This window comes from Brevundimonas sp. Leaf168 (genome assembly GCF_001423685.1).
Taxonomy (GTDB): domain Bacteria; phylum Pseudomonadota; class Alphaproteobacteria; order Caulobacterales; family Caulobacteraceae; genus Brevundimonas; species Brevundimonas vesicularis_C.
Genome location: NZ_LMOY01000008.1, coordinates 76471 through 95918 on the forward strand (window position 1 = coordinate 76471; position 19448 = coordinate 95918).

Below are 19448 nucleotides of genomic sequence, written 5' to 3' on the forward strand. Positions count from 1 at the left end.
CGTGACACCGTCTGCATCCCCCGCTATCTCGCGGCCGTAATGAACGAAACAGAACGCCAGTCCGAGGAACGCAGCTGGGAGACGGCGAAGACGCTCGCCGAGGCCTTGCCGTATATTCAGGTGTATGACCGCGAGACCGTGGTCATCAAATACGGCGGTCACGCCATGGGCGAGAGCGCTGTGGCGCGTCAGTTTGCGGCCGATGTGGTGCTGCTGAAGCTGATGGGCGTGAACCCGGTGGTGGTGCATGGCGGCGGGCCGCAGATCAGCGCCATGCTGGACAAGGCGGGGGTGAAGTCCAGCTTCGTCGACGGGCTGCGGGTCACCGATCCGGCGACGATGGAGGTCGCCGAGATGGTGCTGTCGGGCGCGGTGAACAAAGAGATCGCCCACTGGATCACCATGGCCGGCAAGGAGGCGGACGTGCGCGGCGTCGGTCTGTCGGGCAAGGACGCCGGTCTGCTGACCGTCGAGAAGACGCGCCGGACCAAGCGCGATCCCGACAGCATGATCGAGCATGAGGTCGATCTGGGCTATGTGGGCGAGCCGACGAAGGTGGATCCCAAACTGATCGCGGGTCTGATCGCGTCCGAGACCGAAGACTGGGTGCCGGTCATCGCGCCGATCGGCGTGGCCGAAGACGGACAAACCTACAACGTCAACGCCGACACGGTGGCGGGCGCCGTGGCGGGTTCACTGAACGCCAAGCGAATGCTGCTGCTGACGGACGTGCCGGGGGTCAAAGGCGCGGACGGCGACATCATCCGTCAGATGACGCTGGACGAGGCGCAAAACCTGATCGACACCGGCGTGGCCACCGGCGGCATGATCCCCAAGCTGGAGACCGCCATGGCCGCCGTTCGCGCGGGCGTCGAAGCCGTGGTCATTCTGGATGGGCGTCGGCCGCACGCCATGCTGGTCGAGTTGTTCACCGAGTTCGGCGCCGGCACCCTGGTGAAGGCGCTTTGATCGACCCCCATTCCACATCCCTCGGGCATGTGCGCGCCTGGGTGTTCGACATGGACGACACCCTGTATCCGCGCGAGCAGGGTCTGATGCGGCTGGTCCAGGCGCGCATCAACGCTTTCGTGGTCGAGGCCGTCGGGCTGGAGCCCGAGGCCGCAGCCGCGATGCAGCGCCAGTTTCTTGACGAGCACGGCACGACCCTGGCCGGGCTGATGGCCAACTATGCGGTCGATACCGAACGGTTCCTGCGCGAGGTGCACGACGTGCCGCTGGACGGGGTCGAGCCCAATCCGCGTCTGGCCGAGCGGCTGAAGGCTCTGCCCGGTCGCTGCTATGTCTTCACCAATGGTGCGCGCGACTACGCCCATCGTGTTCTGGAGCGGATCGGCGTCGCCGACTGTTTCGAAGGCGTCTTCGCCATCGAGGATGGCGATCTGACGCCCAAGCCCAATCCCGCGACCTTCCGACGGATGTTGGAGCAGTTCGGCATCGATCCGCACCAATCCGCCTTCTTCGAAGACACGCCTAAGAACCTGGAACCGGCCAAGGCCCTGGGCATGGCGACGGTCCTGATCGGCGACGGCCATGGCAAGCCGATCGGGCCGCACATCGACCATGTGGCCCCGGACCTTTTCGACTTCCTCTCCGACCTGACCTTCAAGGACGCCGCATGACCGATCTGTCGCATCTCGAATCCGTCGTCGAGGCCGCCTGGGAACAGCGCGCCGAGGTGTCCGCCACCACGCATGGCGAGGTGCGCGACGCCGTTGAAACCGCCCTGGCCCTGCTGGATTCCGGGCAGGCGCGCGTCGCCTCGCGCGGCGCGGATGGCGCCTGGACCACGCATCAGTGGCTGAAGAAGGCGGTGCTGCTGTCCTTCCGTCTGAACGACAACCAGATCATGCGCGCGGGCGCGCCGTCCGTCATGCCGCTGTCGGTGGATCATCCCGTAGCCGTCGGTCCCTTCTGGGACAAGGTGCCCAACAAATTCGGCGACTGGACCGCATCGGATTATCAGTCGGCCGGCTTCCGCTCGGTGCCCGGCGCCATCGTCCGTCACGGCGCGCATATCGCCAGGAACGTGGTGCTGATGCCGTCGTTCGTGAACATCGGCGCCTTCGTCGACGAGGGCTCGATGGTCGATGCCTGGGCCACGGTCGGCTCCTGCGCCCAGATCGGCAAGAATGTGCACCTGTCGGGCGGCGCGGGCATCGGCGGCGTGCTGGAGCCGCTGCAGGCCAATCCGACCATCATCGAGGACGGCTGTTTCATCGGCGCCCGGGCCGAGGTCGCCGAGGGCGTGATCGTGCGCGAGGGCGCGGTCCTGGCCATGGGCGTCTATCTGTCGGGCTCGACCAAGATCGTGGACCGGGCGACCGGCGAAGTGTTCCGGGGCGAGGTGCCGGCCTATTCGGTGGTCGTGCCGGGATCGCTGCCGGACCCCAATGGCGGGCCGTCGCTGTACTGCGCCGTGATCGTCAAGCGTGTGGACGCACAGACACGGGCCAAGACCGGCGTCAACGAACTGCTGCGCGACTGATTAGGCGGCGACGCGAACAGCCTCGATCTGAGGCGTGTCGAAGGTCGCGTGCAGGGTGAAGGTCGATCCCTGGCCGGGGATCGACGTCACCGTGATCTCGCCGTCCATCAGGGCGGCCAGACGCTGACAGATGCTGAGGCCCAGGCCGGTGCCGCCGAACTTGCGGGTGGACGACCCGTCCACCTGAGAGAAGGGCTGGAACAGGCGCGTCAGATCGTCGGCGGCGATGCCGATGCCGGAATCGACCACACCAAGTCGCAAGGTCGTGCGGCCCTCGCCTGCCGGCTCGCTGTCGATAATCAGGCGAACCTCGCCCTGGGGCGTGAACTTGATGGCGTTGGCCAGCAGGTTATGCGTCACCTGCGCCAGGCGCAGCGGGTCCATTCTGAGAAGCGGCGGCAGCGCGCCGCGGATGTCGGTCGTGAAGGTCAGGCCGCGCGCTTCGGCCTGGGCCTTGAACGGGCCCGTCAGGCGGGCGGCGAGGGTCTCGGCTTCGACATCGACGAAGTCCAGTTCCATCTTGCCGGACTCGATCTTGGTGATGTCGAGGATGTCGTTCAGCAGCACCATAAGCCCTTCGCCGGAGTCGCGGATGACCCCGACGAATTCTTTCTGGCGGTCGCTGAGCTCGGACATCTGCAACAGTTGCGCGGCCCCCAGAACCCCGTTCATCGGCGTGCGAAGCTCGTGTGAAATAACGCCCAAGAAGTTGGATTTGGCGGCGCTGGCGGCGTTGGCCGTGTCACGGGCGGTTTCCAACTCGGCGATCAGTTCGGCCTGGCGGCGGTTGACGGCTTCCAGATCGCTGTCCTTCATCTGGGTGATCGCCACCTTGATCAACAAGGCCAACGCCAGAACCGGGATCATGCTGACGACCACCCAAAAGCCCGGTGTGCCCCACAGTTTCGCGAACAGCAGCACCACGACCACCGAATAGGGCGCTGATGCGATCAGGGCCTCGCGGGGGGCGGCGCGCATCTGGGTGAAGACCAGCACATAGCCGGCCATCAGAAGAGCCACGCCCAGCGGCACGCCATAGCCGCCGCCGTAGAGGAAGGCGAGCAGAGGCGCTGCTGACCAGGCGATGCAGGAAATGGTGGCGGCCGTCAGCTTGATCCGGCCGTGAAGCCCCTCATCCCGCATTACCAGCACACGTTCGGCGAACGTCCGCAACAGGCCCGACGCGGTCGCCGCTGCAAACCACAACACTGCAGTCGCCAAACCGGTGACGGTGAACAAGGCGACCGCCCAACTGGCGATGATCAGATACCGCATATGACCGTCGGCAATCAGATGTTGCACCAATGAGCGATCTTGGCCGGGCGTGTGGTTGGTCATCGTCGGATCTCGGGTTCGATGACGCATCGTCGCCCAAATCCGACTAAGAGACTATTAACGCTAAACTTTATGCATGAAGTGTCCGGCGTCGGACATAGCGCGGGATGAGCGGAGAGGCAGGAAGCGGTCGTCAGCCGCCTCCCATCCCTGATCAGGCGGCCGTCTTCATGGCGTCCGCATTGACAGCCGCGTCGGCGATGCCGGTCAGGTCTTCGTCCGTCTGGGCTTCTTCCTGAAGCGTCTCGTCCAGAAGGGCGGCGGCGTCCTTCAAACCCAGCACCAGCGCCCAGCGTTTCAGCGTGCCGTAGCGGGTGATCTCGTAATGTTCGACCGCTTGGGCGGCGGCCAGCAGGCCGGCGTCCAAAGCCGGGGTGTCCTTATATTCTTCCATGATCTCGTCGCCTTCGGCCAGGATGCCCTCAATGGCGTCGCAGGTCTTGCCACGCGCGGGCTTGCCGATCAGCTCGAAGACCTGTTGAAGGCGTTCAATCTGGCCCTCGGTCTGACCCTTATGCTTCTCGAAGGCGGCCTTCAGCTCTGGCGACTGAGCCGCACGGGCCATCTTGGGCAGGGATTTCAGGATTTTGCGCTCAGCGTAATAGATGTCTTTGAGCGTGTCGTGGAACAGGGTGTCCAGGGTCTTGTCGGCCATGGTGAGGTCTCGCATCTGTGATGGAGCGCAGGCGCGCGCCCCATCACAAGCGATCCATCCCGTTAGTGTTCCTATGCGCGAATTCGCGCGCAGCGGATCAGCCGGCGCGCTTCAGATCCGGCGGGGTCGCCTCGTCGGTCAGGATGCGAATGGCTTCCTCGACCGTGACCAAGGTCTGGGCTTGGGAGCCGAGGCGGCGGATGGCGACCATGCCGTCTTCGGCTTCCTTCCTGCCAACCACGGCGATGACCGGGACCTTGCCGACCGAGTGTTCACGCACCTTGTAGCCGACCTTTTCGTTGCGCAGATCGATCTCGGTGCGCAGGCCGGCGGCCTTGAACTTGGCCATCACGTCGCGGGCGTAATCGTCGGCGTCCGAGGTGATGGTGGCCACCACAGCCTGGGTTGGGGCCAGCCACAGCGGGAAGGCGCCGGCGTAGTTCTCGATCATGATGCCGATGAAGCGCTCGAACGAACCCAGGATCGCGCGATGCAGCATGACCGGGCGGTGCTTCTGGCCATCCTCGGCGATGTAGGTGGCGTTCAGACGCTCGGGCAGGACATAATCCAGCTGGATCGTGCCGCAGGTCCATTCGCGGCCGATGGCGTCCTTGACGATGAAGTCCAGCTTGGGCGCATAGAAGGCGCCGTCGCCCTCGGTGACGACCGGCTCGGTTCCGGCGGCGCGGGCGGCCTCGGCCATCAGGGTCTCGGCCTTGTCCCAGAATTCGTCCGTGCCGGCGCGGTTCTCGGGACGTGTGCCCAGGCTGATGTAGGCCGTCTCCATGCCCAGGTCGGCGTGGACGCTGCGGGCCAGTTTGATGAACTCGGCCGTCTCCTCGACGATCTGATCCTCGCGGCAGAAGATGTGGGCGTCGTCCTGGGTGAAGCCGCGCACGCGCATCAGGCCGTGCAGCGATCCGGACGGCTCATAGCGGTGGCAGGCGCCGAACTCGGCCATGCGCAGCGGCAGTTCGCGATAGGACCGCTGACCTTGGTCGAAGATCTGCACGTGGCCGGGGCAGTTCATCGGCTTGAGGCTCAGTTCCTCGCCCTCGACCGTCTCGCAGACGAACATGTTCGGACGATACTTGTCCCAGTGGCCGCTCTGCTCCCAGAATTTGCGGTCCAGCACCTGGGGCGTCTTGACCTCGACATAGCCCGCAGCGTCCAGGCGGCGGCGCATATAAGCTTCCAGCACACGCCACAGCACCCAGCCCTTCGGGTGCCAGAAGACCATGCCCCGGCCCTCTTCCTGCATATGGAAGAGCTCCATCGCCTTGCCGACCTTGCGGTGGTCGCGCTTCTCGGCCTCTTCCAGACGCTGCAGATGGGCGTCCAGATCTTCCTTGGTGGCCCAGGCGGTGCCGTAGATGCGTTGCAGCTGCTCGCGCTTGGAATCGCCCCGCCAATAGGCGCCGGCCAGCTTGGTCAGTTTGAACGCCTTGCCGACGTGGCGTGTCGAGGGGAAGTGCGGGCCCCGGCACAGGTCGATCCAGTCGCCCTGTTTGTACAGGGTGATGGTCTCGGTCCCCGGCAGGTCGCGGATCAGCTCGGCCTTGAACTTCTCGCCGCGCGCCTCGAAGAATTGGATGGCCTCGTCCCGCTCCCACACCTCGCGCTCGAACTTGGCGTCGCGATCCACGATCCGGCCCATCTCCTTTTCGATGGCGGCGAAGTCGTCGGTCGAGAAGGGCTCTTCCCGGTAGAAGTCGTAGTAGAAACCGTCCTCGATCGCCGGGCCGATCGTGACCTGGGTGCCCGGGAACAGGGTCTGGACCGCCTCGGCCAGGACGTGGGCGGTGTCGTGGCGGATCGTATAGAGGGCGGCGGGGTCGTCGCGCATGATCAGGCGGAAGTCGCCGCCCGTCTCCAGCACCCGGCCCATATCGCGTTGCTCGCCGTTCAGTTCGGCCAGCACGGCCTTCTTGGCCAGCGAAGGCGAGATCGAGGTCGCGACGTCGCGCGCCGTCGAACCGGCCGGGTATTGGCGCACCGCGCCGTCGGGGAATTTCAGGTCGATCATGGCTTCGTCTTTACTGGCGGAACCGGGTCGTATCCCGACCCGCCGAAGGGATGGCATTTACAGAGCCTGCGCACGGTGAGCCATCCCCCCTTTACCGGTCCGTGCTGGATCAGGGCGTCGCGCCCGTAATCCGAACAGGTCGGCAGGAACCGGCACTGCTGGCCGATCAGGGGAGACAGCGTCAGCTTGTAGCCCCGATGGGCCGCGCGCACGCCGCGTTCATAGAGAGACATATGTCCCTTCGCCGGGGGCTTGAGAGGTTTGCCGCGCTTATCCCCTGTTGCAGCAGGGGGATCAACCGGTCGTGCCCGTCAGGCCGCGCCGGCGAGACGCGTTCGGGCGGCGAGGGCCTTGTTCACCGCCTCCAGCGTCGCCTCCAGCGAGACCAGGGTCGAGGCGTGGCGGGCGGGGTAGTCGGCGACCTGTTTCAGCAGGCGCAGATCCTCGAACCGACCGACGGGGCCGTCGCCGCCGGATTTCAGCATGGCGATCATGGCGTCGCGGGCGTCCTTGAGATCATCGACCGACGCGCCGATCACAGACTGACCCAGCACCCCGGCGGCGGCCTGGCCGAGGGCGCAGGCTTTTACGTCCTGGGCGAAGGCGGCGATGCGGGCCTGGTCGTCCAGCGTCACATCGACCGTCGCGCGCGACCCGCACAGTTTCGCCACCCGTTCCCCGGTGCCCTGCGGCGTGGGCAGACGGCCTGCATGCGGCAGGTTCGCCGCCAGCGACAGGATGCGCGCGCTGTAGAGGTCGTCGATCATGGGATGAAGATAGGCGCTCAATCCTCCTCCGTGAAGCGCAGCGTAAAGGGGGAGGATTTAAAGCGTCAGGACGAGACGCCCATCGGATCGGACTTCCAAAGTCGCATCCGCGTAGTCCGCCAGGGTGGGATGATCCGTCTCCAGCGGATGGGTCCAGGCGGCGGTGACGACCAGCACGTCGGCGCCGGCCGCTTCGCCCGCCTTGATGCCGGCCTCGGCGTCCTCGAACACCAGGCAGTCGGCGATGTCGAAGCCCAGGGTCGCGGCGGCCTTCAGATAGCCGGCCGGGTCGGGCTTGCCGCGTTCGACGTCCTCGGCGGTGACCATGACGGCGGGCGGGGTCACGCCGGCGGCGTTAAGCCGAGCGCGCGCCAAGGGGGTCGAGGCGGAGGTGATTACGGCCCAGCGGTCGGGCGGCAGGCGTTTGACGAAGTCGATGGCGCCGGGGATGGGGGCGACGCCGTCCACGTCCTCGATCTCGCCGCGTTCGACCCAGGCGACCTCGGCGTCCAGGTTGATATCGGGCAGATTCTGACGACGAATGGTGTCGATGGCGCGCACGCCGTGGATGGTGGGAACGAAGGCGGCGACATCCAGCCCGTGGCGCGCGGCCCAGCGGGTCCAGACGCGCTCGGCGGCCAGGGTCGAGGTGATCAGGGTGCCGTCCATGTCGAACAGGAAGGCCTGATAGGCGCGGGACGCAGGGAGGGCGGTCATGGCCTCATCCACCATGCGGGCGGTCAGACCGCAACGGGCGGATCAGCCGCCTTGCAGCGAATTCCAGGTGCGGGCGGTGTCGGTCGCGGGCGAAGGACTCGCCGCGCCGCCGCCAGACGTCGCCGCGCCGCCTGTGCTGCGCGAACGCAGCCATTGCAGGTTCTGCTCGGCCTGCTCGGGCGGCAGTTCGCGGCGCAGGATCTGTTCGGCCTCGCCCATCTTGCCCTGAAGGCCCAGCACCATGGCCAGGTTCTGGCGCACCTTGGCCGAGGCGGTCGGCTGGGCCACGGCGCGACGCAGCAGGGTCTCGGCGCCCGGCGCATCGCCATGCGTCAGGGCGGCCGTGGCGGCGTTAGTCAGGACATCGGGGTTGTCGGGCGACAGGGCCAGGGCCTGGTTCCAGGCGGCGCGGGCGTCGTCGGTGCGACGCACCTGCTCATAGGCCACGCCCAGAAGGGAATAGGGGCGCCAATCGCGTGGCGCCAGGTCGCGCGCCTGCTCCAGCGGCGCCACGCCATAAAAGGCCTGGCCGCGCGCGATGTGGGCGCGGCCCAGCTCCAGCAGAGCGTCCAGATTGTTGGGCTGGATCGTCAGGGTCGCCTGGGCGGCCTCGGCCGCCTGATCGTAGCGGCCCAGCTCTCGCAGGGCCTGGGCCAGTTTCACGCCCGCCACGGCGTCGGTCGGATCGGCCTGCTGCTCCGAGGCCCAGAAGACCGAGCGCGACAGGGCGTCCATCCGGTCATAGGTGGCCCGCACCGCAGCGGACGACGGCGCGCGGGCCTGGGCCGCGGTCGCCGCCGTCGAATCAGCCGCCAGCGTCGGCGTGCCGGACAGGGCGATCAGGGCGATGGTTGCGAGAAGGGCGGGCATGCGCGACATGGGTCAGGTCCAGACGGTCCTAGAGGTCTCGCCTCTAGAATCGCCGGTTCGCGTCAACCGATGGTTAACTTCGTTTCGAGGGCCTCATGTCCGTCTCGCATCCTCTGCTGGTTTCCGCCCAAGACGGCGACGGCGCCATCCCGATCCGCTTCATTCAGGCGGGCGGCGTGCTGGACGGTGCGGCCCGACGCTGGGGCGATCGACATGGATTCGACGGCAAGCCGGGCCAGCTGTTGGTCGTGCCGGACGCGGACGGCGAGATCGGCCAGGTGGTCGTGGGCGCGGGCGGGACCTTCGATCCGATGAGCGTGCGGGGACTGTCGGCGCGGTTGCCGGGCGGCCTGTACCGGCTTGAGATCGCCGCGCAGGACGCGGAACTGGCGACCTTGGCCTTCCTGCTGGGGGCCTATGTCTTCGATCGCTACAAGGCCCGGCCGGACCGGACGCCCGTGCGGCTGGTCGCGCTGGACGGTGTGGATGTCGCCGAAATCTCGCGCATCGCCGCCGCCTGCGCCCTGGCCCGCGAAATGGTCGATACCCCCGCCGCCGACATGGGGCCTTTGCAGATCGAGACCATCGCCCGCGAGATTGCAGAGAGCGCGGGCGCCGAGATCACCGTCACGACCGGCGACGCCCTGCTGGAAGACAACTATCCGGCCGTGCACGCCGTGGGGCGCGCCGCCGCTTCACACCGGGCGCCGCGCCTGATCGAGATCGGCTGGAAGCTGGACCGGACCGACCTGCCGCTGGTCGCCCTGGTCGGCAAGGGGGTGGTGTTCGACACCGGCGGTCTGGACCTGAAGCCCGCCGCCGGCATGCGCAACATGAAGAAGGATATGGGCGGCTCGGCCCATGCGCTGGCCTTGGGACGTCTGGTGATGCAGGCCGACCTGCCGGTGCGGTTGGTGGCCATCGTCGCGGCGGTCGAGAACGCCGTGTCGGCCGACGCTTTCCGGCCCGGCGATATCCTGAACAGCCGCAAAGGGTTGACCATCGAGATCGGCAATACGGACGCCGAAGGCCGGCTGATCCTGGCCGACGCCCTGACACGGGCGGGCGAGCACCAACCCGACCTGACGCTGGACTTCGCCACCCTGACCGGCGCCGCGCGGATCGCCTTGGGACCGGAACTGCCGCCGCTTTATACTGACGACGAAGCCCTGGCCGCCGGGCTGCTTGCTGCGGCAAGTCAGGTGCGCGATCCCCTGTGGCGGATGCCGCTGTGGCCCGGCTATCGCGGCGCCCTGGACGCCGAGATCGCGGATCTCCGGAACGACCCGGCCGGCTGGGCCCAGGCCGGATCGGTGACGGCCGCCCTGTTCCTGCAGAAGTTCGCTCCGACCACGGGGGCTTGGGCGCATATGGACATCTTCGCCTGGAACCCCCGCGCCCGCCCCGGCTATCCGGAAGGCGGCGAGGCCCAGGCCCTGAGAGCCTGCTTCCAATATCTCAGAACGCGGTTCTGTTGATTTTCTTTCGCAAAAGCGTCTCGCGTTAACGGCCCCTAAGCCATCGGGGGATAAGGCTGTGGGTTCAGCAACGCGAGTTCACGTTGACCGACGTCCTCGACCTTCTTCCGCCCGGCGACCGCCTCGTTCGCCCCGACCTCGCCGAACAGGCGCTGGAAGGGCTGGTGCGCGCAGACGCCTATCGGGCGACCGAGGCCATGCATTGTCGGGTCGCCGTGGCGGACATCCTGTCGAACGTTGACGGTCGGATCGACCAGCTGCTGCATGGCGAGATCTTCGACGTTCTGGATCGGTCGAATGGCCGGGTCTGGGGCCGGGCGCGTCGCGACGGCGTCGTCGGCTGGGTGGTCCTGGACAGTCTGTCGGCCGGCGCGCCGTTGGCGACGCACTGGATCGCCGGCGTGGATGCCGTCCTGCCGCTGAACGCTCTGGTGGTCGAGGCCACGGATGTGGCGGAGGCCGACCTGAAGCCGATCGGCGTATTCGAGGCGGATCTGGTCGCGGTAGCCGAGCGGTTGCTCGGGCGGCCGCATGAACTTGGCGCGCGGTCTTCGATCTCCACCGACTGTTCCGGCCTGGTGCAGCAGGCCCTGCTGGCGTGCGGCCTGCCCGGTCCCCGCCGGTCGGACGCGCAGGCCCAGATGGGTCGAGCGGCGTCTCCATCGGACCTTCAGCGCGGCGACATCGTCGTCTGGCTGGCGCCGAACGACGATCACGACTGGACGGGTCATTCGGCGCTGATGCTGGATGGCCAACGCATCATCCACGCGACAGGCGGCAAGGGCGTCGTGATCGAGAGCCTGGCCGAGGTCGAGGCGCGTCTGGTCGCCGAAGGTTTTGCGACCGCCGTCTTCCGTCGGCTTTAGTCCCGCAAGGTCCGCATCGCGCCCAGCCGGGCGAAAGCCAACGTCAGCGCCTTGCGGCGGGCGGGCGCCAAGCCGATCACCGGCGCGTCTCGCACGACCGCCCCGCCGAAACCGTCTGCGACGATCAGGCCCGGTTCGTCGGGCAGGATGTCCTGCGAAAACTCGGGCGCAACGGCGAAGAAGAAGGCGTCGCAGAACGGTCCGTACTCGTGCCATTTGCGATCGACGCGATAGTCCTCGACGCCCGACTTGACCTCGCAGATGACAATGTCGCCCTTGCGCCCGATCGCCATGACATCGGCGCGTCGGCCGTTGGGCAGGCAGACTTCCAAGAGCGGCGCATACCCCATGTCCATCATCAGCCGCGCCGCGCCGCGCGTGACCGAAAGGGTGGTCTCGGGACGGCTGAAGACGAGTTCGAGGTGGGCGACGGCGGACATGCCGACAGCTTATGTTCCGCCTACGTTCCTATCGCAAGCGGCGCCTTAGAGGCCGGTGTGGACCAAGCGGCCGGTGCTGAAGCCCAGGGCGCGCACGCGGCTCAGAATGCGATCGCGCTCAGCCTGCGAGGCATTCTGGTTGCGGTGCCAGATCCACCAGTTCGACTTGTCCGGCAGACCCATGATGGCCCAGCTGTAGTCCGGGGCATGGTCGTAGACCCAGTAGTTTTGGCCCGCCAAGCCGCCGAAGCTGAGCAGGCCGGTCAGGCTGAATCGGAACTTCGCATTGGTCGTGGTGTCGGTGACACGGGCGTTGGCGCGCAGCGTCTCGACCTTGCCATCGGCGCGCCGGACGCAGGTGACGGTGATGGCGTAGCGGTCGGCGGCGCCCTGCGGCGTGAAGTCGATCTGCGCCCGGCTGCAGTCCTTCTGGACATTGTTGTGATTGCGCTCGATCTCGAACCACCGGCCGTCGAAGCGGTTCAGATCGACGTTCGACGCCTGCGCAAACGCTAATGACGGCGGGGCGGCGAGGGCGACGGAGGCGGCGATCAGGCTGGCGCGGAACATGGGCGTATCCTCGTTCGGTTTGGAAGGGATACGATGCGCCGACGCGTTCGGTTGTCGGTCAGCGATTCAGGCGCGTCCGATTGATCGCCCATTCGTTGCGCGTCTGGCCCCACAGATCGATGGCGATGTCCTGGAGCGGTTCGGGCAGGGCGCCCGGTCCGCGATTGCGTGATCCCAGCCGTGTCGCGACCGCCGCCGAGGGCAGGTTCTCGGGCGCGATGCAGTGGATCACGTCGTTCCAGCCCAGCACCTCGAAGACGTAGTCCATCGTGGCTGCGGCCGCTTCGACGGCATAACCCTTGCCGGTGGCGTCGCGATGCAGGCTCCAGCCCACCTCGCGGCCGGGCCAGCCATAGGGGTGCAGCGGCCCGATGCGGCCGATCCACTGGCCGGTCTCCTTTTCCAGGATGGAGAACATCCCCTCTCCGGTCAGGGCCCACATGCCCGCGACGGTGCAGATCAGGCGCCAGACCTGGGGCGCGGGCTGGACCCCGCCGATGAAGCGGGCGGTCTCGGGATCGGCCATGAACTCAGCCCAGCGCGGAAAGTCTTCAACCGCCGGCGGACGCAGGATCAGTCGTTCTGTCTCCAGGGTCGGCCCCAAGGTCACATGGGGCGGCACGGTGTATGGGGCAGTGCTCACAGCAGATACTCCCGCTCCAGTTCGTAATGGCTGCCGCTATCGGTCAGGACGCTGGAATACAGGCCGAAGCGATCGATGCGGATCGGCGGCGAATGCAGCAGATTGTGACCCGACACCCAGGCACCGAGCCGGTCGGGATTGGTCTGCGTCTTCAGATAGGCCAGGGTCACATGCGGTTTGTAGGCGCGCGCCTCCATGCCGATCCCGGCGCGTTCTCCGGCGGCCTTGCAGCGTCCGGCCAGAACCGACAGGCGCTCATTAGGCGTTTCGACCCCGGCCCACAGCGTGTGGCTGCGGTGGTCGTCGCCGAAACAGCCGACGCCCTTCAGCGCGATCTCGAACGGACCGCCCGTCACGCGCGTCAGCTCCGACGCCAGGTCGTCGGCGCGGCGTTCGTCAATCTCGCCATAGAAGGCGAGCGTGACGTGCAGGGCGTCCAACGGCCGCCACCTTGCGCCGGGCAGGCCCGATTGCCGTCGTTTCAGCGTCTCTGCGACGTCGGGCGGCAGGGTCAGGGCGGTGAACAGACGAAGCATGCGACCGAAAGTAGCGGCCGGAACACAAGCCTCCAAGTCCGGTTTTCCTTGCAGCGCGGGCCTCGGCTCACGATATTCAAAGCCTGTGACCGGAGAAGCCTCTCCGGCCAATCGGAGAAAGTTCGTCGCCATGAGCGATTTCAACAACGGTTACGCCCGTCCTCTGCCGCAGACGGCCGACATGTCGGTCGACGCCGGCCTGCGCAGCTTCATGCTGGGCGTCTATAACAAACTGGCCCTGGGCCTCGTGGTCGCCGGCGCCTTGGCCTATGTCACCGGTAATGTGCCCGCGGTGCAGCAGCTGCTGTTCGTCCAGACTGCGGACGGCCGGATCGGCCTGACGATCCTGGGCATGATCGTCCAGTTTTCGCCGCTGGTGATGCTGTTCGGCTCGATGTTCTTCATGAAGAACCCGACGGCCAAGGGCGTGAACATGCTCTACTGGGCCGTGGTCGCCACGATCGGCGCGGGTCTGGGCATCCTGTTCCTGCGCTATACGGGCGGTTCGCTGGCCACCACCTTCCTGGTGACGGCGGCGGCCTTCGGCGGTCTGAGCCTCGTGGGCTACACGACCAAGAAGGACCTGACCGGCATGGGCACCTTCCTGATCATGGGCGTAATCGGCCTGATCATCGCCTCGATCGTGAACATGTTCCTGCAGTCTGGGACCTTCTATCTGATCATCTCCGGCCTGGGCGTGCTGATCTTCTCGGGTCTGATCGCCTACGACACCCAGCGTCTGAAGATGACCTACTACGCCTTGGGCGGCGACCAGAACGCGATGGGCGTGGCGACCGGCTTCGGCGCTCTGAGCCTGTTCATCAACTTCGTGAACCTGTTCCAATTCCTACTGGCCTTCATGGGCGGCAACCGGAACTGAGGTCTGTCGAAAGACGGATACGGAAAGGGCCCCTCGCGGGGCCCTTTTTGTTTCTACTCCACCACTTGGAACTTGCGGCCGTCAAAGACGCGCAGCACCTGGGCCAGGTCGCGGCCGCGTTTCAGGATCTGGCCGCCTTCGCCGATGACGGCCCACTGACCCTGGCGGGTCTGAAGGGCAGGTCGCTTTTCGATCCGGTAGAGCGGGGCGTCGCCGCTGCGGCGAAAGACGGCGAACTCGGCGAAGTCCTTATGCCCGACCATGGCGTAGTCGCGCCATTCGCCCTGCGCGACCATGCGGCCATAGACCCTGAGGATCGGATCCAGTTCGCGGCGGTCGAAGAAGACGGGGCCGGGCGCCGGCGTCGTGTCGTGAGGGTTCAGGCTCATAGGTTCAACTTAGGCCGCTGGAGGCCCGACGCCAGAGGCGGCCAGGAAATCGACGCAGACACGAAATGGCCCCGTTTCGGTCCTTCGCCCGCCCGTATGCGCAACGAAATATCGATCATCGGCTCGTCGGAGTTCGGAAGCGTCCCGGATCCTGAACAGCCCCCCCAGCCCCCCTGGATGTTTCCAGTTTACGGGCTCCGGCGGCCGATGCTTCCTCCAAGCGAGCGCCCGCCCTGCCTTTCCCCTCCCCCTCCTTGGCAAGGCGGGCGTTTCGCTGTCTGGAGCCTGCCAGCAGCGAAACGTCGGCGTCTGATCCCGCCTAGAGCGACAGGGTCAGGTTCAGGGTCTCTCCGTTTCTGAGCACGGTCGCTTCGACCGATCCCGATGCGCGCTGCAGGGCGGTGGCGGCCGCGCGAGCGTCTGCGACGGGCACGCCTGCAATGGCGGTGATCACATCGCCCGCCGTCAGTTCGGCCTGGGCGGCGGGCGAGCCGGCCGCGACGGCCGTGATCTGGGCACCGCCGTCCTGGGTTCGCAGCGTCGCCCCATAGGCCAGCACCGACTGGGCGCCAACAATCACGGGCTGTTCAGCGGGAGTCTCGACCGCCAGCGACGTGGTCGCTTCGCGGCCCCCGCGCAGATAGGAGACGCTGAGGTCCGAGCCCGGCGCGGCGATGCCGATGGTGGCGTTAACCGAGCCGGCGTTGGCGACGGGACGGCCCTGGATGCGGGTGATGACGTCGTTGTGGCGCAAGCCCGCGCGTTCGGCCGGCGATCCCGGCGCGACATCGGCGACGACGGCCCCGCGCACGATGCCCAGATGCAGGTCGCGCGCGCGTTCGGCGTTCAGCGAGCCGAAGATGGCCCCGGTCGCGCCGCGCTTGACCTCGCCGTTCTTCTTCAGCTGGTCGGCGACGTAGAGCATGATCCGCGTCGGCACGGCGAAGGCGATGCCGTCGTTGCCGCCGCCGAGACCCCCCGACAGGATCGAGGTGTTTATGCCGATCAGCCTGCCCCGGCTATCCAGCAGCGGCCCGCCGGAGTTGCCCGAGTTCACGGCCGCGTCGGTCTGGATATAGTCCTCGACTGCATCGCCCAAACCTGAGCGGTTCAGGCCCGAGATGACGCCCATGGTCAGGGTCTGGTCCAGGCCCAGTGGATAGCCGACCGCGAAGGCTAGGTCGCCGGTGCGCAGGGTGTCGGAATCCACCGTCTGGACCTGTTTGAGGTTCAGCGGCCGACCGTCGGGCGTGATGCGAAGCACGGCGATGTCGGTCGCCTTGTCCGCCCCCACGAGCACAGCGTCGAACAGGCGGCCGTCCGTCAGATCGACGGTGAACTTTCGCCCGCCCTCGACGACGTGATTGTTGGTGATCACCAGCCCCTCGGCCGCATCGACGATGACGCCGGAGCCGGAGGCGTAGGGTTTGGGGTCGGCCGCGTCCGAACTTGGACCACGCGACTGGCCCAGGGTCGTGACCTGAACCACCGCCGGAAGCGAGCCCTCGAGCCCCGACGAGAAGCTGAAGACGCCGCGCCGGGCGTCATAGGGCAGGCCTGCCGCGCCCGATTGCGCCAGCACCGGCGTCGCTGAGCCCAGCAGGGCCAGGGCGACGGCCATGGAAGAGGCGGGCGAAAGGCGGATCGGCATGGGCATTTCCTTGATCGAACGCCGACCCTAGACCGAGTTTTCACTTCTGACGATGGGTCTGAAGCGAGCGGGTCGCGTGTCGGTCACGTCCAATGAACAGATTGCGATGGGGGTTGCGTCGCCGGCCGTCCGGCGTGACCATGAGGCGACGAAGCAGGGAAGGCCGCCGCCATGAGTCAGACGACGATCGACCGCCGCCGTTCGGGCTCGACCGCGTTCGACCGCCTCTTCCGCGACCATCCGCGCGAGGTCGACGAAACCTATCTGCAGCATATGGTCGCCTCGGCCGGTTTCGGCTTCAAGCTGCTGGGTCTGGCGGGCGCCGCGTTCGCCCACGCGATCGTGCCGGGCGTGCACAAGGCCACCGTCTCGACCGCGATCCGCAGCATGGCCAAGGACATGGGCGGCCGGGCCGAGGAGGCGCGCGAGACCCGGATGCGCGACGCCGGCGTCTGGGACGTGGGCCTCTAGGGCGGTCGAATCCGCCCCGGCCATGCAATCGCCGGGATCCGTGCTATATAGGCCGGCTCAACCTCACGCAGGATCGCCGCCTTGAGCATCACGCTCGATCTTTCGCGCGTCTCTAACGCGCCCGCCGTCAAGGCGCCCGTCAACCTCAGCGGTCTGACGCGCGCCGGCCTGCGCCAGGCCCTGATCGACGCGAACGTCTGTCCGCCCGAGAAGGCCAAGATGCGCGCCAGCCAGGTGTGGAGCTGGATCCACCACTATGGCGTGACCGAGTTTTCGGCCATGAGCAATGTCGCCAAGGACATGCAGGCCAAGCTGGCCGAGCGTTTCACCCTGGCCCGCCCCGAGGTCGTCGAGCGCCAGGTGTCCAAGGACGGCACGCGCAAATGGCTGATCCGCACCGCGCCGGGCATCGAGATCGAGACCGTCTACATCCCCGACGTGGGCCGGGCCGGCGCCCTGTGCGTGTCCAGCCAGGTCGGCTGCACCCTGAACTGCACCTTCTGCCACACCGGCACGCAGAAGCTGGTGCGCAACCTGACCGCCGCCGAGATCGTGGCCCAGGTCCAGGTCGCGCGCGACGACCTGGAGGAATGGCCGTCGCCCAAGGAAGACCGGCGCCTGTCCAACATCGTCTTCATGGGCATGGGCGAGCCGCTCTACAATCTGGACCACGTCGCCGACGCCATCGACATCATCTCGGACAATGAGGGCATCGCCCTGTCGCGCCGTCGGATCACGGTCTCGACCTCGGGCGTGGTGCCGCAGCTCCAGGCCTTGGGCGACCGGACAGCGGCCATGCTGGCCATCAGCCTGCACGCCACCAACGATGCGCTTCGCGACGTGCTGGTGCCGCTGAACAAGAAGTATCCGCTGGACCAGCTGATGGCGGCGATCCGGGCCTATCCGGGCCTGTCGAACGCGCGTCGGGTGACGTTCGAATACGTCATGCTGAAGGGCGTCAACGACAGTCCCGCAGAAGCGCGCGCCCTGCTGAAGCTGATCGAGGGCATTCCGGCCAAGATCAATCTGATCCCGTTCAACCCCTGGCCCGGCGTCGAATACGAATGCTCGGACTGGAAGACGATCGAGCGCTTCGCCGCCATCCTGAACAAGGCCGGTTATGCGTCACCCATCCGCACCCCTCGCGGCCGCGACATCCTGGCCGCCTGCGGCCAGCTGAAGTCCGAAAGCGAAAAGGTCAGAGCTTCGGCGCTCCGAAAGGCGGAGCAGGCGGCGGCCTGATCCTCGTGTCCTCTTTTGATGAGAGGTCACAACCTTCGGACACATAATGTCACGCAGTGTGTCCCCGGCGCGCTTGCGGATTGGGGCGACAATCGGGCAAGGCGTCTGGGCATGGACCCCTCCTTGTCGAACGTCCTTTCAAGCGCCGAGGTGCAGGCTTTCGCTTCGGGCTTCCCGGTCATGGTGATGCACCTGATCGTAACCCTGCTGCTGCTTGCGGCGGGGGCGACGGTCTATGCCTTACTGACGCCGTGGAAGGAGGTCGCCCTGATCCGTCAGGGCAATGTCGCCGCCGCCATCGCCTTCGCCGGCATTCTGGTGGGATTGGCGGTGCCGCTGGCGGTGTCGCTGTCGGTGTCGACCTCGGTGCGCGACATCGCCATCTGGGGCGTGGCGACCGTGGTGCTGCAGCTTCTGGCCTTCCGGGTCGTGGACCTGCTGCTGACGGGCCTGCCCGAGCGGATCCGCCACGGCGAGATTTCGGCGGCGGTGGTGCTGCTGGGCGCCAAGCTGGCGACGGCCGTCATCCTGTCCGCCGCGCTGACCGGCTGATCGGCCGGAGCGATGCAGTTTCCCCGCCTGCCGGACTGGGCCATCTACGGAGCGGTGGCGGCCGTGTTTCTGGCGGTGTCCCTGGGGCGACGCGAGAACGCCGATGCGCCGCCGGTCGCTGAGGCCGGCGCCGATGTCGCCGAGGGCGCGCTGTTAGGCCCCATCACCCCCTTCGACGCCGCCGTCACGGTCGATGCGGGCGAGGCGCCGTTCAAGCCGTCGTCGGGCACGGCCTTCTCTATCGCAGGACGGGGGCGCTGGGTGACGGCGCGCCATGTCGTCGAGGGGTGCCGCAAGCCGGCGTTGGTCGTAGGCGAGGGGCGGGCGGTCGCGGCCGACGTCCGTCTGGCGCCGCGCGCCGACGTCGCCTTGCTGATCACCGACGGCGGGCCGGCGGCCCTGCCGGTCGCGGTCGAGGCGCCCCTGCGCAAGGGCCAGCGCGCCTTCCATCCGGGCTTTCCTCAGGGGCGTCCGGGCGAGGTGACGTCACGCCTGCTGGGGCGCGAGACCTTGAAGGTCTTCGGGCGCGGCGCGCACGACGAGCCGGTCCTGTCCTGGGCCGAGGTCGGGCGCACCAACGGGCTTGAGGGTACATTGTCGGGCCTGTCCGGCGCGCCGGCTTTGGATGCGCAGGGCCGCGTCGTGGGCGTCACCATCGCCGAGGCGCCGAGACGGGGCCGGATCTATACGACGGCGCCGGAGACGTTCGGGCCGGCCATTCGCGGCGAACAGACGCCGGCCGACGACGCGCGCGGCCAGGCCATCACGACCGAGGATTACGGCCAAGTGTCCAACCGCCTGAGGCGCGACCTGCGCGTGGCGCAGGTGGTGTGCCTGTCGGTCTAGCTTAAGAA

At 67.2% G+C, this 19448-nt stretch carries 23 protein-coding genes; 10 read left to right on the top strand and 13 right to left on the bottom strand.

Translation table 11 applies throughout. The annotated features are described in order from the left end of the window. Window positions 1-39 precede the first annotated feature (39 nt). Genes argB through dapD form a run of 3 tightly spaced genes read left to right on the top strand, consistent with a single transcriptional unit; the run spans window position 40 to window position 2506 of the window. Complete coding sequence (gene argB / locus ASF81_RS07630; RefSeq protein ID WP_055807201.1) at window positions 40-969, top strand: acetylglutamate kinase; 930 nt, start codon at window positions 40-42, stop codon at window positions 967-969. Further along, window positions 966-1640 carry a pyrimidine 5'-nucleotidase gene (locus ASF81_RS07635; protein WP_235559275.1) on the top strand — a complete coding sequence of 225 codons (675 nt, stop codon included), beginning with the start codon at window positions 966-968 and terminating at the stop codon, window positions 1638-1640. Before argB ends, ASF81_RS07635 begins: the two co-directional genes overlap by 4 nt. Further along, complete coding sequence (gene dapD / locus ASF81_RS07640; protein ID WP_055807206.1) at window positions 1637-2506, top strand: 2,3,4,5-tetrahydropyridine-2,6-dicarboxylate N-succinyltransferase; 870 nt, start codon at window positions 1637-1639, stop codon at window positions 2504-2506. Before ASF81_RS07635 ends, dapD begins: the two co-directional genes overlap by 4 nt. On the opposite strand, the gene ASF81_RS07645 is transcribed toward dapD, so the two are convergent. The 7 genes from ASF81_RS07645 to ASF81_RS07670 form a co-directional block, all read right to left on the bottom strand. Next, window positions 2507-3808 carry a HAMP domain-containing sensor histidine kinase gene (locus ASF81_RS07645; protein ID WP_162237589.1) on the bottom strand — a complete coding sequence of 434 codons (1302 nt, stop codon included), beginning with the start codon at window positions 3806-3808 and terminating at the stop codon, window positions 2507-2509. A gap of 187 nt (window positions 3809-3995) precedes the next feature. Then, window positions 3996-4496: a ferritin-like domain-containing protein gene (locus tag ASF81_RS07650; protein ID WP_055807212.1), complete on the bottom strand. Its 501-nt coding sequence runs from the start codon at window positions 4494-4496 to the stop codon at window positions 3996-3998. 97 nt (window positions 4497-4593) lie between these two features. Then, window positions 4594-6522 (bottom strand): threonine--tRNA ligase, encoded by a 1929-nt coding sequence (thrS, locus tag ASF81_RS07655; RefSeq protein WP_055807215.1) that lies wholly within the window; start codon window positions 6520-6522, stop codon window positions 4594-4596. Continuing rightward, on the bottom strand, window positions 6519-6755 hold the full coding sequence (gene yidD / locus ASF81_RS14815) for a membrane protein insertion efficiency factor YidD (protein WP_082503497.1): 237 nt from the start codon (window positions 6753-6755) through the stop codon (window positions 6519-6521). The genes thrS and yidD overlap by 4 nt, the downstream gene beginning before the upstream one ends. Window positions 6756-6833: 78 nt before the next feature. Continuing rightward, window positions 6834-7289: an iron-sulfur cluster assembly scaffold protein gene (locus ASF81_RS07660; protein WP_055807851.1), complete on the bottom strand. Its 456-nt coding sequence runs from the start codon at window positions 7287-7289 to the stop codon at window positions 6834-6836. A 57-nt stretch (window positions 7290-7346) separates the two neighbouring features. Further along, entirely contained in the window at window positions 7347-8006 is a 660-nt protein-coding gene (locus ASF81_RS07665) for an HAD-IA family hydrolase (RefSeq protein WP_055807853.1), read from the bottom strand. 42 nt (window positions 8007-8048) lie between these two features. After that, window positions 8049-8885, bottom strand: coding sequence for a tetratricopeptide repeat protein (locus ASF81_RS07670; RefSeq protein ID WP_055807218.1), 837 nt, complete (start codon window positions 8883-8885; stop codon window positions 8049-8051). Between the two features lie 86 nt (window positions 8886-8971). Here ASF81_RS07670 and ASF81_RS07675 point away from each other — a divergent pair, with 86 nt between their 5' ends. Further along, window positions 8972-10354, top strand: coding sequence for a M17 family metallopeptidase (locus ASF81_RS07675; protein WP_055807221.1), 1383 nt, complete (start codon window positions 8972-8974; stop codon window positions 10352-10354). 83 nt (window positions 10355-10437) lie between these two features. After that, window positions 10438-11220, top strand: coding sequence for an NlpC/P60 family protein (locus tag ASF81_RS07680; protein ID WP_055807225.1), 783 nt, complete (start codon window positions 10438-10440; stop codon window positions 11218-11220). Here ASF81_RS07680 and mmcB read toward each other — a convergent pair. From mmcB to thpR, 4 genes are read right to left on the bottom strand one after another with little or no spacing between them, the layout of a single operon-like run. Further along, window positions 11217-11660: a DNA repair putative endonuclease MmcB gene (mmcB, locus tag ASF81_RS07685; RefSeq protein ID WP_055807228.1), complete on the bottom strand. Its 444-nt coding sequence runs from the start codon at window positions 11658-11660 to the stop codon at window positions 11217-11219. The two genes, ASF81_RS07680 and mmcB, sit on opposite strands and share 4 nt — an antisense overlap. 45 nt (window positions 11661-11705) lie before the next feature. Then, window positions 11706-12230, bottom strand: a complete 525-nt coding sequence (locus ASF81_RS07690; RefSeq protein WP_055807231.1) for a lipocalin family protein — start codon at window positions 12228-12230, stop codon at window positions 11706-11708. A gap of 58 nt (window positions 12231-12288) precedes the next feature. Next, on the bottom strand, window positions 12289-12873 hold the full coding sequence (locus ASF81_RS07695; RefSeq protein WP_082503498.1) for a GNAT family N-acetyltransferase: 585 nt from the start codon (window positions 12871-12873) through the stop codon (window positions 12289-12291). Then, entirely contained in the window at window positions 12870-13409 is a 540-nt protein-coding gene (gene thpR, locus ASF81_RS07700) for an RNA 2',3'-cyclic phosphodiesterase (RefSeq protein WP_017506257.1), read from the bottom strand. The genes ASF81_RS07695 and thpR overlap by 4 nt, the downstream gene beginning before the upstream one ends. 130 nt (window positions 13410-13539) lie before the next feature. Between thpR and ASF81_RS07705 the strand changes: the two genes are divergently transcribed. Beyond that, window positions 13540-14289, top strand: coding sequence for a Bax inhibitor-1/YccA family protein (locus tag ASF81_RS07705; protein WP_055754260.1), 750 nt, complete (start codon window positions 13540-13542; stop codon window positions 14287-14289). 53 nt (window positions 14290-14342) lie between these two features. Here the strand turns inward: ASF81_RS07705 and ASF81_RS07710 are convergent, their stop codons facing one another. Continuing rightward, window positions 14343-14678, bottom strand: a complete 336-nt coding sequence (locus ASF81_RS07710) for a DUF2794 domain-containing protein (RefSeq protein ID WP_055807234.1) — start codon at window positions 14676-14678, stop codon at window positions 14343-14345. Between the two features lie 319 nt (window positions 14679-14997). Then, window positions 14998-16329 carry a trypsin-like peptidase domain-containing protein gene (locus ASF81_RS07715; protein ID WP_200932914.1) on the bottom strand — a complete coding sequence of 444 codons (1332 nt, stop codon included), beginning with the start codon at window positions 16327-16329 and terminating at the stop codon, window positions 14998-15000. Between the two features lie 171 nt (window positions 16330-16500). On the opposite strand from ASF81_RS07715, the gene ASF81_RS07720 reads away from it, so the two are divergent. The 4 genes from ASF81_RS07720 to ASF81_RS07735 all read left to right on the top strand — a co-directional run bounded on the left by ASF81_RS07720 (window position 16501) and on the right by ASF81_RS07735 (window position 19440). Next, complete coding sequence (locus ASF81_RS07720; RefSeq protein ID WP_055807241.1) at window positions 16501-16800, top strand: DUF6356 family protein; 300 nt, start codon at window positions 16501-16503, stop codon at window positions 16798-16800. Window positions 16801-16881: 81 nt separating this feature from the next. Then, complete coding sequence (gene rlmN / locus ASF81_RS07725; RefSeq protein WP_055807244.1) at window positions 16882-18042, top strand: 23S rRNA (adenine(2503)-C(2))-methyltransferase RlmN; 1161 nt, start codon at window positions 16882-16884, stop codon at window positions 18040-18042. Window positions 18043-18153: 111 nt separating this feature from the next. Further along, window positions 18154-18594: a DUF350 domain-containing protein gene (locus tag ASF81_RS07730; RefSeq protein WP_017506264.1), complete on the top strand. Its 441-nt coding sequence runs from the start codon at window positions 18154-18156 to the stop codon at window positions 18592-18594. A 12-nt stretch (window positions 18595-18606) separates the two neighbouring features. Further along, window positions 18607-19440, top strand: a complete 834-nt coding sequence (locus tag ASF81_RS07735; protein ID WP_055807247.1) for a serine protease — start codon at window positions 18607-18609, stop codon at window positions 19438-19440. Window positions 19441-19448 lie beyond the last annotated feature (8 nt).

Coding starts and splice junctions, on each gene's coding strand:
- argB (WP_055807201.1), top strand. CDS start 40: ATGAACGAAACAGAACGCCAGTCCGAGGAACGCAGCTGGGAGACGGCG.
- dapD (WP_055807206.1), top strand. CDS start 1,637: ATGACCGATCTGTCGCATCTCGAATCCGTCGTCGAGGCCGCCTGGGAA.
- ASF81_RS07650 (WP_055807212.1), bottom strand. CDS start 4,496: ATGGCCGACAAGACCCTGGACACCCTGTTCCACGACACGCTCAAAGAC.
- thrS (WP_055807215.1), bottom strand. CDS start 6,522: ATGATCGACCTGAAATTCCCCGACGGCGCGGTGCGCCAATACCCGGCC.
- yidD (WP_082503497.1), bottom strand. CDS start 6,755: ATGTCTCTCTATGAACGCGGCGTGCGCGCGGCCCATCGGGGCTACAAG.
- ASF81_RS07660 (WP_055807851.1), bottom strand. CDS start 7,289: ATGATCGACGACCTCTACAGCGCGCGCATCCTGTCGCTGGCGGCGAAC.
- ASF81_RS07665 (WP_055807853.1), bottom strand. CDS start 8,006: ATGACCGCCCTCCCTGCGTCCCGCGCCTATCAGGCCTTCCTGTTCGAC.
- ASF81_RS07670 (WP_055807218.1), bottom strand. CDS start 8,885: ATGTCGCGCATGCCCGCCCTTCTCGCAACCATCGCCCTGATCGCCCTG.
- ASF81_RS07675 (WP_055807221.1), top strand. CDS start 8,972: ATGTCCGTCTCGCATCCTCTGCTGGTTTCCGCCCAAGACGGCGACGGC.
- mmcB (WP_055807228.1), bottom strand. CDS start 11,660: ATGTCCGCCGTCGCCCACCTCGAACTCGTCTTCAGCCGTCCCGAGACC.
- ASF81_RS07690 (WP_055807231.1), bottom strand. CDS start 12,230: ATGTTCCGCGCCAGCCTGATCGCCGCCTCCGTCGCCCTCGCCGCCCCG.
- thpR (WP_017506257.1), bottom strand. CDS start 13,409: ATGCTTCGTCTGTTCACCGCCCTGACCCTGCCGCCCGACGTCGCAGAG.
- ASF81_RS07705 (WP_055754260.1), top strand. CDS start 13,540: ATGAGCGATTTCAACAACGGTTACGCCCGTCCTCTGCCGCAGACGGCC.
- ASF81_RS07710 (WP_055807234.1), bottom strand. CDS start 14,678: ATGAGCCTGAACCCTCACGACACGACGCCGGCGCCCGGCCCCGTCTTC.
- ASF81_RS07715 (WP_200932914.1), bottom strand. CDS start 16,329: ATGCCGATCCGCCTTTCGCCCGCCTCTTCCATGGCCGTCGCCCTGGCC.
- ASF81_RS07720 (WP_055807241.1), top strand. CDS start 16,501: ATGAGTCAGACGACGATCGACCGCCGCCGTTCGGGCTCGACCGCGTTC.
- ASF81_RS07730 (WP_017506264.1), top strand. CDS start 18,154: ATGGACCCCTCCTTGTCGAACGTCCTTTCAAGCGCCGAGGTGCAGGCT.
- ASF81_RS07735 (WP_055807247.1), top strand. CDS start 18,607: ATGCAGTTTCCCCGCCTGCCGGACTGGGCCATCTACGGAGCGGTGGCG.